This is a genomic window from Dietzia sp. SYD-A1 (genome assembly GCF_015356725.1).
GTDB lineage: Bacteria > Actinomycetota > Actinomycetes > Mycobacteriales > Mycobacteriaceae > Dietzia.
The window spans coordinates 1-14,047 of sequence record NZ_JADDKI010000058.1 but is presented as its reverse complement, the minus strand read 5'-3'; the positions used below and the strand labels follow the sequence as shown (position 1 = coordinate 14,047).

Here is a 14,047-nt window from a genome sequence, read left to right as displayed (position 1 = left end):
CGCCCGGAAGGCTGGACCGCGGGCGTCGGCGACCCCGGATACGCGGATCGCCCGGGCGTCGGACCCGTCCGAGTGGGGACGGGTCGACGCCTCCGGCGCGGTGTTCGTCAAGACCTCCGACGGAGAGCGGCAGGTGGGATCCTGGCAGGCCGGCGCTCCGGAAGAGGGCCTGGCACACTTCGGCCTCAGGTACGACGATCTGGTGGCCGAGGTCATGCTCCTCGAGGCCCGTCTCGAGTCTCACCCGCAGGACGCGCGCAAGACGCGCGCGTCCGCCGAAACGCTCGCCGAACAGCTCCCGACCGCGGCCGCGGTGGGCGATCTCGACACCCTCGCGGCCCGGCTGGTGACAGTGATCGAACGGTCCGGCGCCGTCGAGGCCGAGGCGCGCCACCGTAAGGAGGAGGAACGCGCGACCGCGATCGCACGCAAGGAGGCGCTGGCCGTCGAGGCCGAGGAGATCGGGGAGTCCTCCACCCAGTGGAAGGCCGCCGGCGATCGCCTGCGGGAGATCCTCGACGAGTGGAAGACCATCCGAGGTATCGATCGCAAGACCGACGACGCCCTGTGGAAGCGCTTCTCCAAGGCGCGCGAGGCGTTCAACCGTCGCCGGGGTTCGCACTTCGCGGAACTGGACCGCAATCGGGCATCGGTGAAGCGGGTCAAGGAAGAGCTGGTCGAGCGCGCCGAGGCGATCTCGGGCTCGACCGACTGGAATGACACGGCGACCGCGTTCAGGCGGCTCATGGACGAGTGGAAGGCCGCGGGCCGCGCACCCCGCGAGGCCGATGACGCGCTGTGGAAGCGGTTCAAGGCGGCCCAGGACACGTTCTTCGACGCCCGCCATGCCGCGGCCGCCGAGAGGGACGCCGAGTTCGCCGGCAACGCGGAGGCGAAAGAGGCGCTGCTCGCCGACTACGCGGGCCGGATCGATCCCCAGAAGGACCTCACCGCCGCGCGCACGGCCCTGCGGGAACTCCAGACCCGCTGGGAGGAGATCGGCAAGGTCCCGCGGGAGCGGATGGGAGAGCTCGAGGGAAGGATCCGGGCGCTGGAGAGGTCCGTGTCCGATGCGGCGGACGCGGAGTGGCGACGGACCGACCCCGAGGCCAAGGCCCGCGCCGCCCAGTTCTGGGTGCGCGTGGACGATTTCGAAGAGCAGGCGGCGAAGGCCGAAGCCGCGGGCAGGTCGAAGGATGCGGAGAAGGCCCGCGCGCAGGCCACGCAGTGGAGGGAGTGGGCAGAGGCCGCCGAGAACGCTGTCGACACCCGCTGAGCACGACGATCGTCAGTTGAGCCCCGCCTCTGAGGCGGGAGACGTGAGCAGGACCCCCTGAACGGTGGGGCTCCGGTTCACTCGCGGTGGCGCAGCGAGTCCTCGAGCTCTCGTTGCTCCGGCGTCCGCGCCCACAGCACGCCCGCCAGTGTCATCACCAGCAGCAGCACCAGGATGACGCTGACGTACATCCCGATCCCGGGGGCCCCGAAGTCCCGGAAATCCGGGTCGGGTCCTCGCCCGGACTGGCGCAGCCAGATCGCGAGCATCCCGTAGACGGCGGCGACACAACTCGCGCCCCACGCGATCCCCGCCGCCCACCACTTCTGGGTGATGATCATGACCGCGCCGAACAGGATGGCACCGGCCGAATAGATGAGGACGAACACGTGGGACGGCAGCGACGTCTCCTGGGCCCGGGCCGCTTCGGTGAAGAACAACACATCAAGACCGCGCACCCCGTCACTGTGGGGCAACACCAGTGCGGCCGCGAGCAGCACGATCAGGAGAGCCGACGCCAGATAGGCCTTGCCGATCACGAGAGTGTGGCCCAGGACCCGGTCTTTCTGACGGAGCTCCGAGTTGACGGTGCCGGACTCCAGAATCCCTTCGATCGGGTCGGGGCGGTCAGCGGTGTTCACGTGGGGCATCCCTTCGGGGTGGTGTCGGGGGTGTCGGCGGCCCTCCGCAGGGTGGGCAGTCCGAGCCCCACCCCGATCGGTGGCGTCTCCGGCTTCTCACCGGCTTCGTGCCTGTCGCCCGCCCTGGTCGTCCGCAGGGTCAGCACCCGGTCATCGGCGAGCAGGTGGTGTGGTGCCGCCGAGGTGACTCGGGTGGTGACCACGTCGCCGGGACGGATCCGCCCGGCGTGCTCCCCCACCGGGGCGAAGTGCACCAGGCGGCCGTCGCGGGCCCGGCCGGTCATCCGAGCGGTGGCGGCGTCCTTGCGCCCCTGGTCCGCCGTGACGAGCAGCTCGACCTCACGACCGACCTGCTTCTCGTTCTCCTCGAGGGTGATCCGCTCCTGGAGCCGGATCAGTCTGTCGTAGCGCTCCTGCACCACGGACTTGGGGATCTGCTCGTCCATCGTCGCCGCCGGCGTCCCCGGTCGCGGTGAGTACTGGAACGTGAAAGCGCTGGTGAAGCGTGCTTTCTCGACGACGTCGAGAGTGGCCTGGAAGTCCTCTTCGGTCTCGCCGGGAAAACCGACGATGATGTCCGTGGTGATGGCCGCGTGCGGCATCGCGGCACGCACCCTGTCCAGGATGCCGAGGAAGCGCTCCGACCTGTACGACCGCCGCATCGCCCGGAGCACACGATCCGAGCCCGATTGCAGGGGCATGTGCAGCTGTGGGCACACGGCGGGGGTGTCGGCCATCGCCTCGATGACGTCGTCGGTGAACTCCGCCGGATGGGGCGAGGTGAACCGGATCCGTTCGATTCCCTCGACCCGACCGGCAGCGCGCAGCAACTTCGCGAAGGCTCCCCTGTCGGAAGGCTCGGCAGGGTCGTGGAACGAGCGCCCGTAAGCGTTGACGTTCTGACCCAGCAGGGTGACCTCGAGGACACCCTCGTCCGCCAGCGCCCGCATCTCTGCGAGTACCTCTCCGGGACGCCGGTCCACCTCCTTGCCGCGGAGGGACGGGACGATGCAGAAGGTGCAGGTGTTGTTGCAGCCGACCGACACGGAGACCCAGCCGGCGTAGGCGGACTCGCGAGTCGCGGGGAGGGCTGACGGGAAGTGCTGGAGCGAGTCGGCTATCTCCACCTCGGCTCGTTCGTTGTGGCGCGAACGCTGGAGCAGGGTGGGGAGGTGACCGAGGTTGTGGGTGCCGAAGACGACGTCGACCCACGGTGCGCGCGAGACCACCACGTCCTTGTCCTTCTGCGCGAGGCAGCCCCCGACCGCGATCTGCATCCGCGGGTTGGCGTCCTTCCACGGTCGCAGATGGCCGAGCGTGCCGTAGAGGCGGTTATCGGCGTTCTCGCGGACGGCGCAGGTGTTGAACACGACGAGGTCCGGCAGTGCGCCCCGTACGGGATCCGCCTCGCCCTCGAACGGGACGTATCCCGCTTCGTCGAGTACACCCGAGAGCCGCTCCGAGTCGTGGACGTTCATCTGGCATCCGAAGGTCCGCACCTGATAGGTGCGCCCCTCCACACGCTCGACGCGCTCGACACCGGCGTCTCCGGCGGTCGTCTGCTGGTCGGTCACGAGAGTATCCACGCAGGCCAGGGTACTCAGGGCGACACCTGGGCCGCCAATTCGGCATCGACCACAGTCATCGCCAACCCCGTCGGATAACCCCGCCGTCCGAGGAACGCCACCAACCTGCGCCGCTCCCCCTGGAGGTCGGCGGCGCGACGGGACCCGGTCGGCCGGCGCGCGAGCCGCGCCCGCACCAGCTCGGCGGCGTGGTCATGCTCGTCGCACTCGTCGATGTGGGAGACCGCCCTGGCGATGTGGGCCTCGGCGACACCCTTCTCGCGGAGCTCCCGCTCGAGGGCGCCGCGCGACCGTCCGCGTCGGCGTCGGCGGCCTCTGACCCATTCCGATGCGAATTCGGCGTCGTCCACCAGGCCCCAGACCCGGACCCTGGCCAGCGCTTCGTCCACGGCGGCCGGCGCGTGGTCCTTACCCAGAAGCCTCTCGCGGAGTTCGTGTTCGCTACGGGGACGGTGGCGCAGGAGACGGAGGGCCGCAGTCGCGGCGTCGTGGGCCTCGGGCGCCAACGGTGGCAGATCCGAGCTCCCTGACGACCTGGCCTCCACCGCGGCGATCGCCGCGCGTAGCTGCTCCGATGTGATCCGCCGCACCCGCTCGTCGGAATCAGGCTCCCGGACACTCATCAGAACTCGACAGGCACCACGTCGATGGGTGCGTCCTCATCTGCCTCCGCCTCGATCTCCGCGAGCTCCGCACCGGCCCCGATGTTGAGCTTGTCGAGAATCTTCCGTTCAATCTCATCGCGAACCGAGGGGTTCTCCTTCAGATACCGGCGGGCATTCTCTTTGCCCTGCCCCAGTTGGTCGGCACCGTAGGTGAACCAGGAACCCGACTTCTTGACGAACCCGTTCTCCACGCCCATGTCGATCAGCGATCCCTCGCGGCTGATGCCTTCCCCGTAGAGGATGTCGAACTCCGCGATCTTGAACGGCGGGGCGATCTTGTTCTTGACCACCTTGACCTTGGTGCGGTTACCCACCGCATCCGCGCCGTCCTTCAGGGTCTCGATCCTGCGCACGTCCAGGCGGACCGAGGCGTAGAACTTGAGCGCCTTACCGCCGGTGGTGGTCTCGGGCGAGCCGAACATCACCCCGATCTTCTCGCGCAGCTGGTTGATGAAGATGGCGGTGGTGTTGGTGTTGTGCAGCGCACCGGTCATCTTCCGGAGCGCCTGGCTCATCAGGCGGGCCTGGAGTCCCACGTGGCTGTCGCCCATCTCGCCCTCGATCTCCGCCCGCGGCACCAACGCCGCGACGGAGTCGACGACCAGGATGTCGATGGATCCGGACCTGACCAGCATGTCCGCGATCTCGAGCGCCTGTTCGCCGGTGTCCGGCTGGGAGACGATGAGGTTGTCCGTGTCCACACCGAGCTTGCGGGCGTACTCGGGATCCAGTGCGTGCTCCGCGTCGATGAACGCGGCGATACCACCGGCGGCCTGCGCATTGGCCACGGCGTGCAGTGCGACGGTGGTCTTACCCGACGACTCCGGACCGTAGACCTCCACGACGCGCCCGCGGGGGAACCCGCCGACTCCGAGTGCGACGTCGAGCGACAGGGCGCCGGTGGGGATCACCTGGACCGGCGGGCGGGTGTCGTCCCCGAGCCTCATGACCGACCCCTTGCCGTAGGCCTTGTCGATCTGGGCGAGCGCCAGCTCCAGTGCCTGCTCCCGATTCGGGGCGACGCCGGTCCGGGTTCCGGACTTGGCGGTGTTCTTGGGGGCCATGATGTTCTCCGTTCGTGCTCGACCACCGGTGTCGTGCCGGATGGTCTGTGTGGTCTGCTCTCTCGCGGACGCTACGGGTCGGGTACGACACGAACGACTCGCGCGAGCCCGGCACCCCTTCACTGTGGAGGGACGGCGCCCTGTGGACGGGCACTCCCGTCATCACGTGCCCCGACTATAGGCGAACGCGTGTTCGAGGGGCAACGACACGCCGCCCGGGTGTCAACGTAACGAGTCGGGAACCTCGAACTCGGCGCACAGGGCCAACCAGACCTGCTTGACCGGGGCGCCGGCGTCGATGGCCTCCTCCGCCGTGCGTCCGTCGAACGCCCCGAGGTGATGGGAACGTACGAGATGATCGGCTCGCAGGTCCCCGAAGGCCTCGACGGTCCGGGCCCTGAACTCCGTCAGAGTCACGTGCCCACCCTTTCACGACGGACGAGGACGGGCCGCCGGCGTCCTCACCGGCGGCCCGTCCTCGCACGATTCACTGCTGTTCGGTCTGCGCCTGCTGCTCCGGCGACGTCGCGGCCTGGGGCTGCCCCTGAGGGAGCTGGGACGCCGAACCGGTGCCCTGCCCGAGTTGGCCACCCTCCGCCTTCATCGACGCGCGGATCTGCTCGAGACGGCTGTGCCCGGCCATCTGCGTCGACGCCTGCTCGACCTCGAGCATCCGGCCCTGAACGGAGTTCTGGGCGAGCTCGGCCGAACCGAGGGCGTTGGCGTACCGCCGCTCGATCTTGTCCCGCACCTGGTCGAGATTCGGGGTGTTTCCTCCGGAGGAAACCTCGGACATCGACTGCAGCGACGCGCTGACCTGCTCCTGCATCTTGGCCTGCTCCAGCTGGCTGAGCAGCTTGGTCCGCTCGGCCACCTTCTGCTGGAGGACCATCGCGTTCTGCTCCACGGCCTTCTTGGCCTGGGCCGCGGCCTGGAGCGACTGGTCGTGCAGACCCTTGAGGTCCTCGACGTTCTGCTCGGCGGTGACGAGCTGGGCGGCGAACGCCTCCGCGGCGTTCTCGTACTCGGTCGCCTTCTGGGCGTCACCGTTCTGGCGGGCCTGCTCGGACATCTGGAGCGCCTGCCGCGTCGAACCCTGCAGCTTCTCGATGTCGGCCAGCTGTCGGTTGAGCTTCATCTCCAGCTGCCGCTGGTTGCCGATCACGGCGGCCGCCTGCTGGGACAGCTGCTGGTGCTGGCGCTGTGCGTCCGAGATCGCCTGCTGGATCTGGACCTTGGGGTCAGCATTCTCGTCGATCTTCGAATCGAACAACGCCATGAGGTAGCGCCATGCCTTGGTGAACGGATTGGCCATCGCTGCGTAGTGTCCTTCTGCCGATTCGGACGACGGGTCGTTACCACGGTACCGAACTACGCCGGGGGGCGACCACCGGGCGTTGCCGGGGCGGGATTCAGGCCGCGAGGACCGGTTCCCGCGGTGACACGGTCCCCGGGGCCGGGACGGTGCCCGGGGGCGAGACCTGGACGGCGGCCCTGATCAGGATCTCCCCGAGGGACACGTCGAGAGCGCCCGAGATCGACGCGAGGAGCTCACTCGAGGCCTCCTTGCGTCCGCGCTCGATCTCGGAGAGGTACCCGGGACTCACCCGGGCCGCGTCCGCGACGTCCCTCAGGGTCCGTCCCGTCTCGCCCCTCAGTCCGCGGAGCACCGTCCCGAGGGTCTCCCGGAGCAACGGGGGGCCGCTCCGGTGGTCCGGGTGGGGCAGCGTGGTCATCTGGATGTTCGGCATCACGGGGTACAACGCCTCATGCGCCCGATTCGTTCCCGCGGTAGCCGACGATCCCCACCAGCCGGTCGAGGGCCGCGTCGCAAGCAGCCCGGCGGATCGCGTCGCGGCCGCCACGTAGTTCCAGCTCCGTCGACCACGGAGCGAGTCCCGGTGCACAGAACCCCAGGTAGACGGTCCCTACCGGATGCCCCTCCTGCCGGTCGGGTCCCGCCACGCCGGTCAACCCCACCCCGACGTCGGCCCCGCACCGGCGGGCCGCGCCCGCGGCGAGGGCGCGAGCCGTCTCACCTGAGACGGCCCCGTGCCTCCGGAGCACGTCTTCCGGAACCCCGGCGAGGTCGTGTTTGAGGTCGGTGGCGTAGACCACGAGGCCGCCCCTCAGGACCGCGCTCGCCCCCGGGACACCGGCCACGGTTGCCGCGAGCAACCCCGCGGTCAGCGACTCCGCGGTCGCCAGCGTCCATCCCCGCCCGGCGAGAGCTGTCACCGCGGCCGCGGCTGAGGGATCGGGCCCGGCAACCGGGCGCACAGGGGATGTCGTGTCGGACACGGTTCCGGGCCCTCAGCGCCCGGCCCGCGCTGCCTGACGCGCTTTCACCAGGTAGTCGACACCCGTGTAGACGGTCAGCACGAGAGCCACCCCGATCACCGCCCACTCGACCGGCCAGAACCAGTACGGTAGCGGCAGGATCAGCATCCCCACCCCCAGAGTCTGGGTGACGGTCTTGAGCTTTCCGCCCTTGCTGGCCGCCACCACGTGGTCCACACCGAACAGGCGCCAGAGGGTGATCCCGACCTCTCGGACCAGGATCACGATCGTGACCCACCAGAACAGCTCGTCGACCAGGGACAGCGAGATCATGGCCGCGGCCATGAGGGCCTTGTCCGCGATCGGGTCGGCGATCTTGCCGAAATCGGTGACCAGGCCCAGGCGCCGGGCGAGGTACCCGTCCACGTAGTCGGTCGCCATCGCGAGCGCGAAGACCACGAACGCACCGACTCGCCACCACGGATCCTGGGCGTCGGAGACGAAGAACAGGACCACGAACACCGGGACCAGCAGGATTCGCAGGACGGTGAGCACGTTGGCGATGTTGAGCAGGGGGACCTCGGCACCGGGGCGGCCGTCGTCGGTGAAGGGAAGTGTCACCCCCACACCTTAGCGAGACCCGGGCCAATACCCTGGATCCGAAAACGCTCTCACCATGATCGGGAAGGACCCCAGCGATGCCGCTCTTCGCAGTCAGCTACCGGTACGAACCAGAGCAGTCGGAGGACCGGGAGGCGAACAAGCCCGCGCACCGCGAGTGGCTGTCCGCCCAGGTCGAGGCGGGGACGATTCGAACGGTGGGACCGTACACCGACGGGTCCGGGGCTCTGCTCATCGTCGAGGCGGACGACGCCGGCGCAGCCCGCTCCCTGGTCGCCGAGGACCCGCATTGTCTGCGTGGGTTTGTATCCGGGGTCACAGTCCGGGGGTGGATGCCCGTGTTCGGCGCGCTGGCCTGACCTTCGGACGTTCAGCCCACCGGCGCCTCGTCGAGGGTCTCGCTCCCGGTCGGCTCGTCGGCGTCTTCCTGCGGCGGCGTGCCCCCCTTGATCATCCAGATGACCGAGGCCAACTCCTCCGGTTTGACCAGGACGTCACGGGCCTTGGACCCCTCGGAGGGGCCCACGATGCCGCGCGATTCCATCAGGTCCATGAGGCGCCCGGCCTTGGCGAATCCGACGCGGAGCTTGCGTTGCAGCATCGAGGTGGACCCGAACTGGCTGGAGACCACGAGTTCGACGGCGGCGAGCAGGTCGTCCAGGTCGTCTCCGATGTCCCCGTCGATCTCCTTCGTGGACTCTTCCTTGGCGGCGGTGACGGTGTCGTCGTAGTCGGGCTCCGCCTGGTTCTTGGCGTAGTCGACGACCTCGTGGATCTCCTCGTCGGTGATGAAGGCGCCCTGCATACGGATCGGCCGGGACGCTCCCATGGGGATGAACAGTCCGTCGCCCATGCCGATCAACTTCTCGGCCCCCGCCTGGTCCAGGATGACCCGCGAGTCGGTGAGCGAGGAGGTCGCGAAGGCCAGGCGCGACGGCACGTTCGTCTTGATCAGACCCGTCACCACGTCGACCGACGGACGCTGGGTGGCCAGTACGAGGTGGATGCCGGCGGCCCGGGCCTTCTGCGTGATCCGCACGATCGCGTCCTCGATGTCCCGGGGCGCGGTCATCATGAGATCGGCGAGCTCGTCCACGACGGCGACGATGTACGGGTACGGGCGGTAGACGCGCTCGCTCCCGGGCGGGGTGGTGATGGCGCCCGATTTCACGCGATCGTTGAAGTCGGTGATGTGGCGCACCCGGGTCGACTTCATGTCCTGATAACGCTGCTCCATCTCCTCGACCAGCCACGCCAGCGCCGCTGCCGCCTTCTTGGGCTGGGTGATGATGGGGGTGATCAGGTGCGGGATGCCCTCGTACGGTGTCAGTTCGACCATCTTGGGGTCCACGAGGATCAGCCGCACCTCGTCCGGGGTCGCCCGGGTGAGCAACGACACGAGCATCGAGTTGACGAAACTGGACTTGCCCGAGCCCGTCGAACCCGCCACCAGCAGGTGCGGCATCTTCGCCAGATCGGCGGTGACGAAATCCCCCTCGATGTCCTTACCCAGCCCGATGAGCATCGGGTTGTGCTTCGTGGCGGTCTTGGGATCGGTGAGAACGTCGGCGAGTCTGACCAGTTCACGGTCGAGATTGGGGACCTCGATACCCACGGCGGACTTGCCCGGGATCGGGGCGAGGAGCCGGACGTTGTCGGTGGCCACCGCGTAGGCGATGTTCCGGTGCAGCGCGGTAATCTTCTCCACCTTCACACCGGGGCCCAGCTCGACTTCGTACCGCGTGACCGTCGGCCCGCGGGTGAACCCGGTGACCGCGGCGTCGATCTTGAACTGTTCGAGGACGCCCTGGATGGCCTCGATCATCTGGTCGTTGGATTCGCTGCGCTCCTTGGGCGGGTCTCCCGCGGTCAGCAGGCTCACGGGCGGCAGGGTGTACTCGACCCCGTTGAGCAACTGCTTCTGGGAATCGAGCCGGTCGACGTCACTGTCCGCCGCGGTGTGGGAGGACGGGGAGTTGGTCTGCGGCACAACGGCTGCGTCCGCTGCTGCGCGGGATCCCGCCGGGCGGGCGGTGGTCGCGACGATGTCGTCGTCCACGCCGGGCCCGTCGACGCCGTCGACGACGCCGGTGTCGGCCGAGGGCAGTACTGCGGTGCGAGCGGCCGATTTCCGGGACCGGCGCTGGGGTGCGGCGGGGGGCCCGTCGCCCTCGGACACCGACTCGCCTGCTGCACCGGCGGCAGCCGGCATCTCGACCGTCTCCCCGGTGCTCGGCGTATCCGACCACGCGGCCACCCGGCGGCGCGCCTGACGTCGTGGTGCGGGTCGCTCCCGGTCGTCCGGGGTGCCGTTCTCGGAGATCGGGTACGCGGTCGTGGCGTCGGGGTCGTCCCAGACCGCCTCCGGGTCCTCGTGATCGACGATGTCTCCGCTTCCGTCCCACCCGAAGAACCCGCGCACGACTCCCGGGATCTCCCTGGCCGGTCGACCCACAAGAACCAGGACACCGAACGCGACGAGCAGGACCAACAGCGGGACGGCGACGAAGATGGACAGGCCCGCCTCGAGCGTGCCCCCGACGATCCTCCCCAGCACGCCGGCTCCGCCACGGACACCGTCCGGGTCCGCGGGTGAACCCGATCCCAGATGCCACAGACCCAGCACACCGAGTGTGGTCACGGTGGTCCCCACCACCCACCTGGACTGGACGTCGGGCCGTGGCTCCCGGGCCATCACGAGCACGCCCCAGACGCAGAGGACCAGCGGCAGGAGCGCGCTGGGGGTTCCGACGACCGTCCGGACACCCGTGTCGATCCACTCCCCGACCGGGCCCGCCGCGCCGAACCACACCGCTCCTGCGAACACGATCGCGATCCCGACGAGGGCCAACCCGAGTCCGTCCCGTCTGTGCGGCGGCGCGACACGGTCCTCGTCGTCAGCGCCCCGCAGGCCGCGCACACCGTGACCGAGGCCTCTCGCCATCCCCGCCCATCCACCCCGCAGACCGCGACCGACCGCGCCGAAGGCTCCGGACGTCCGTTCCGGAGCGGGCGTCACCGCGCGGGAACGTGCGCGGGTACCGGACTTCGGAGTCGAGACGACGGCACCGCGCCGGGAACCACCCCCACGGGACGACGACGAGGTAGACGCGGTGGTTCGCTGTCCGGCGGACTTCGAGGCCGGGCGTCGTCCACCTGGGGCACGGGTGGATCGCGTGTTCGAGCTGGGTGCCATGGGAGTCACTCTATCTTCTCGCACCCCATCGGTAACAGCAGCCACACGGGGCGGCGGTAGGTCAGATGCCCCTCGGCACCGCCTCCAGCGCGGCGATCCCCTGGTGCGAGCCGGAGATGTCCACGTCGGCCGCACGCCGACCGAACGCCCACAGGAGAAGCTCCACGGGGGCGGCCGTCACGCTGACGAGCGGGGCGAGCGCGGCCCCGGTGGACACCGCACCGGGCTTGCTCAGACTCATCCCCGGAGGGGTACGCAGATCGACACGGGCGGTCACCCGCCGCAGGAACGTCTTCGCCACGGTCGTCCCGAGCGCCCAGATGCGATCGAGATCCTCGATGCCGAACTCCCGCGCCGTCCACTGCCCGTCGGCCCTTCGGACGTCCTCGTGGTGCACGAGGTACTCCGCGGCATTGGCCACACGGTCTGCGTAGCGGAGCGGTGAGTACCACGGTGCGCCCGCGGCGATCTTCTCCAGCAGTTCCTCCCACGGGGTCTCGGTCTCCCGGAGGCGCAGGTCCTCCATGCGCGAGGCGAGCGCCGGCAGGACGATCCCCGCGGCGACGTCGGGGCGCGCTTCTCGCACCACCAGGTGCGCGGCGAGATCCCGGGTCGTCCACCCGTCGCACAGTGTCGGCGCCTCCGGACCGGCGGCACGCATCGTCTCGACGAGAGCGCTCCGCTCCCGTTGCGCCAGTGTCCGCCGGCCGGGGTCCACCCGCCTCAGCCCTCCGCCGCCACGGAGGTGATGACGGTGGGCACGATCATCGGCTTGCGGCGCCACTTCTCGGACACCCAGGAACCGACTGTGCGGCGCACCGACTGCGCGAGGCGGTAGGGATCGGTCTCACCCTCGCCCGCCAGGTCCCACAATGCGTTCTCGACGAGCTCGACCACGGGGTCCAGTGCGCCCGGCTCGTCGGTGAAGCCCTTTCCGATGATCTGGGGCTTGCTCACCGGTCGCCCGGTACGGGGATCCACGACCACGGTCGCGACGATGAAGCCGTCCTCGGCGAGCGCGGTGCGGTCAGCCAGGACGGTGTCACCGATGTCGCCGGTCGACAGGCCGTCCACGTAGAGATTGCCCACCTGGACCTGGCCGACCACCGAGGCCTTCCCGTCCACCAACTCCACCACGACGCCGTTCTGGGCCAGCACCACGTTCTCCTCCGGCACCCCGGTGGCGATCGCCAGAGCCTTGTTGGCACGCAGGTGTCGCCACTCGCCGTGGACCGGCATCGCGTTCTTGGGGCGCACGGCGTTGTAGACGAAGAGCAACTCCCCCGCGTCGCCGTGGCCCGACACGTGGACGTTCGCGTCGCGGCTGGTGACCACGTTCACGCCCATCTGGGACAGGCTGTTCTGGACACCGAAGACGGGCTCCTCGTTGCCCGGGACGATGGACGAGGAGAAGATCACGGTGTCGCCCTCGGAGAGGTTGATCTGGCGGTGCTCACGGCGCGCCATGCGGGACAGCCCCGCCATCGACTCGCCCTGCGTTCCGGTGGTCATCACGACGACCTTCTCGGACGGGAGCTTCGCCGCGGTATCCATGTCCACGATCACGTTCTTGGGATCGGACAGCAGCCCCATCTCGAGTGCGATCTCCATGTTCCGGATCATCGACCGACCGGTGAGGGCGACCTTGCGCCCGCTCGCGGCGGCCGCCTCGATGACCGACTGGACGCGGTAGACGTTCGAGGCGAAGCACGCCACGACCACGAGCTGACGGGCGTCCGAGATGAGCCGTTGGAGAGCGGGACCGATCTCAGACTCCGACCGACTGACGCCCGGCGTGGTCGCGTTGGTCGAGTCCATCAGCAGGAGGTCGATGCCCTCGTCACCGAACCTGCCCATCTTGGGCAGGTCGGTGGGGCGCTTGTCCGTCGGGAGCTGGTCCAGCTTGATGTCGCCCGTCATCATCACCGACTGACCGCCGGCGCGGATGACCACGCCGAGGCACTCGGGGATCGAGTGGTTGACGTCGAAGTAGCGCACCTCGAACTTCCCGAGGGTGCTCACGCTGGACTCGTCGACCTCACGGAAGACGGGCTTGATGCGGTGCTCACGGCACTTGGCCGCGACCAGTGCGAGCGTGAAGCGGGACCCCAGGATCGGGATGTCCGGTCGGAGCTTGAGCAGGAACGGGATGGCCCCGATGTGATCCTCATGGGCGTGGGTCAACACGAGCGCCTCGACCTGGTCGAGGCGGTCCTCGATGTGCCCGAAATCGGGGAGGATGAGGTCCACTCCCGGCTCTGTCGAGCTCGGGAACAGCACGCCACAGTCGACGATGAGCAGCTTCGAGTCGTACTCGAAGGTCATCATGTTGCGGCCGATCTCGGTGACTCCACCGAGGGCCACCATCCGCAGCGCTCCCTTGCGGGGCTTGGGCGGGCTGGGCAGACGCACGGTCATGTCCCCGCCCTGCATGGTCTTGACCCCGCCGAACTCGGCCGTGGAGGTGTTGCCGTTCCCGCGACCGCGGCCCCGGCCTCCGCGGCCGCGACCCTGCTGCCCACCGGACTGGCTCTCACCGGACTGGTTTCCACCGCCTGCGGACCCACGCCCGCGACCGCGCGAACCGCCCTTGGGAGAATCCTGCTTCTGGTCCTGCTGTCCCTTGCCCTGCTGTCCCCTGCTCTTCTGGGAACCGCCCTGCTGGGAGGCGCCCTGCTGGGACTTGCCCTGCCTCCGCTGCCCCTGACTGTCCTGGTC

At 69.2% G+C, this 14,047-nt stretch carries 14 protein-coding genes; 2 read left to right on the top strand and 12 right to left on the bottom strand.

All coding sequences use genetic code 11. From position 1 onward, the window contains the following. Positions 1 to 46: 46 nt before the first annotated feature. Positions 47 to 1,276, top strand: a complete 1,230-nt coding sequence (locus IY392_RS03045) for a DUF349 domain-containing protein (protein WP_194860465.1) — start codon at positions 47 to 49, stop codon at positions 1,274 to 1,276. A 77-nt stretch (positions 1,277 to 1,353) separates the two neighbouring features. On the opposite strand, the gene IY392_RS03040 is transcribed toward IY392_RS03045, so the two are convergent. From IY392_RS03040 to pgsA, 9 genes are all read right to left on the bottom strand, one after another. After that, positions 1,354 to 1,926 carry a hypothetical protein gene (locus IY392_RS03040; RefSeq protein ID WP_107756591.1) on the bottom strand — a complete coding sequence of 191 codons (573 nt, stop codon included), beginning with the start codon at positions 1,924 to 1,926 and terminating at the stop codon, positions 1,354 to 1,356. Further along, positions 1,914 to 3,503: a tRNA (N6-isopentenyl adenosine(37)-C2)-methylthiotransferase MiaB gene (miaB, locus tag IY392_RS03035; RefSeq protein ID WP_375292884.1), complete on the bottom strand. Its 1,590-nt coding sequence runs from the start codon at positions 3,501 to 3,503 to the stop codon at positions 1,914 to 1,916. The genes IY392_RS03040 and miaB overlap by 13 nt, the downstream gene beginning before the upstream one ends. A gap of 14 nt (positions 3,504 to 3,517) precedes the next feature. Continuing rightward, on the bottom strand, positions 3,518 to 4,126 hold the full coding sequence (locus IY392_RS03030; protein ID WP_107756593.1) for a regulatory protein RecX: 609 nt from the start codon (positions 4,124 to 4,126) through the stop codon (positions 3,518 to 3,520). Further along, a complete protein-coding gene (gene recA / locus IY392_RS03025) occupies positions 4,126 to 5,232 on the bottom strand; it encodes a recombinase RecA (protein ID WP_017836921.1) in 1,107 nt (368 codons plus the stop codon). Before recA ends, IY392_RS03030 begins: the two co-directional genes overlap by 1 nt. 222 nt (positions 5,233 to 5,454) lie before the next feature. Continuing rightward, entirely contained in the window at positions 5,455 to 5,649 is a 195-nt protein-coding gene (locus IY392_RS03020; protein WP_107756594.1) for a DUF3046 domain-containing protein, read from the bottom strand. A gap of 70 nt (positions 5,650 to 5,719) precedes the next feature. After that, positions 5,720 to 6,547, bottom strand: coding sequence for a PspA/IM30 family protein (locus tag IY392_RS03015; protein WP_107756595.1), 828 nt, complete (start codon positions 6,545 to 6,547; stop codon positions 5,720 to 5,722). A gap of 97 nt (positions 6,548 to 6,644) precedes the next feature. Next, a complete protein-coding gene (locus tag IY392_RS03010; RefSeq protein ID WP_107756596.1) occupies positions 6,645 to 6,983 on the bottom strand; it encodes a helix-turn-helix domain-containing protein in 339 nt (112 codons plus the stop codon). A gap of 16 nt (positions 6,984 to 6,999) precedes the next feature. Next, the gene (locus tag IY392_RS03005) at positions 7,000 to 7,470 is read right to left on the bottom strand and encodes a CinA family protein (protein WP_231750593.1); all 471 of its coding nucleotides are present in this window, start codon (positions 7,468 to 7,470) and stop codon (positions 7,000 to 7,002) included. Positions 7,471 to 7,545: 75 nt separating this feature from the next. Beyond that, the gene (gene pgsA / locus IY392_RS03000; RefSeq protein ID WP_107756598.1) at positions 7,546 to 8,133 is read right to left on the bottom strand and encodes a CDP-diacylglycerol--glycerol-3-phosphate 3-phosphatidyltransferase; all 588 of its coding nucleotides are present in this window, start codon (positions 8,131 to 8,133) and stop codon (positions 7,546 to 7,548) included. A 77-nt stretch (positions 8,134 to 8,210) separates the two neighbouring features. On the opposite strand from pgsA, the gene IY392_RS02995 reads away from it, so the two are divergent. Continuing rightward, on the top strand, positions 8,211 to 8,492 hold the full coding sequence (locus tag IY392_RS02995; RefSeq protein ID WP_107756599.1) for a YciI family protein: 282 nt from the start codon (positions 8,211 to 8,213) through the stop codon (positions 8,490 to 8,492). 11 nt (positions 8,493 to 8,503) lie between these two features. On the opposite strand, the gene IY392_RS02990 is transcribed toward IY392_RS02995, so the two are convergent. The 3 genes from IY392_RS02990 to IY392_RS02980 all read right to left on the bottom strand — a co-directional run. Beyond that, positions 8,504 to 11,077 carry a DNA translocase FtsK gene (locus IY392_RS02990; RefSeq protein WP_194860462.1) on the bottom strand — a complete coding sequence of 858 codons (2,574 nt, stop codon included), beginning with the start codon at positions 11,075 to 11,077 and terminating at the stop codon, positions 8,504 to 8,506. A gap of 313 nt (positions 11,078 to 11,390) precedes the next feature. Further along, a complete protein-coding gene (locus tag IY392_RS02985) occupies positions 11,391 to 11,990 on the bottom strand; it encodes a TIGR03085 family metal-binding protein (protein WP_375292883.1) in 600 nt (199 codons plus the stop codon). 62 nt (positions 11,991 to 12,052) lie between these two features. After that, positions 12,053 to 14,047 (bottom strand): ribonuclease J (locus tag IY392_RS02980; RefSeq protein WP_304511134.1); only part of this gene is annotated, 1,995 nt, incomplete at its 5' end.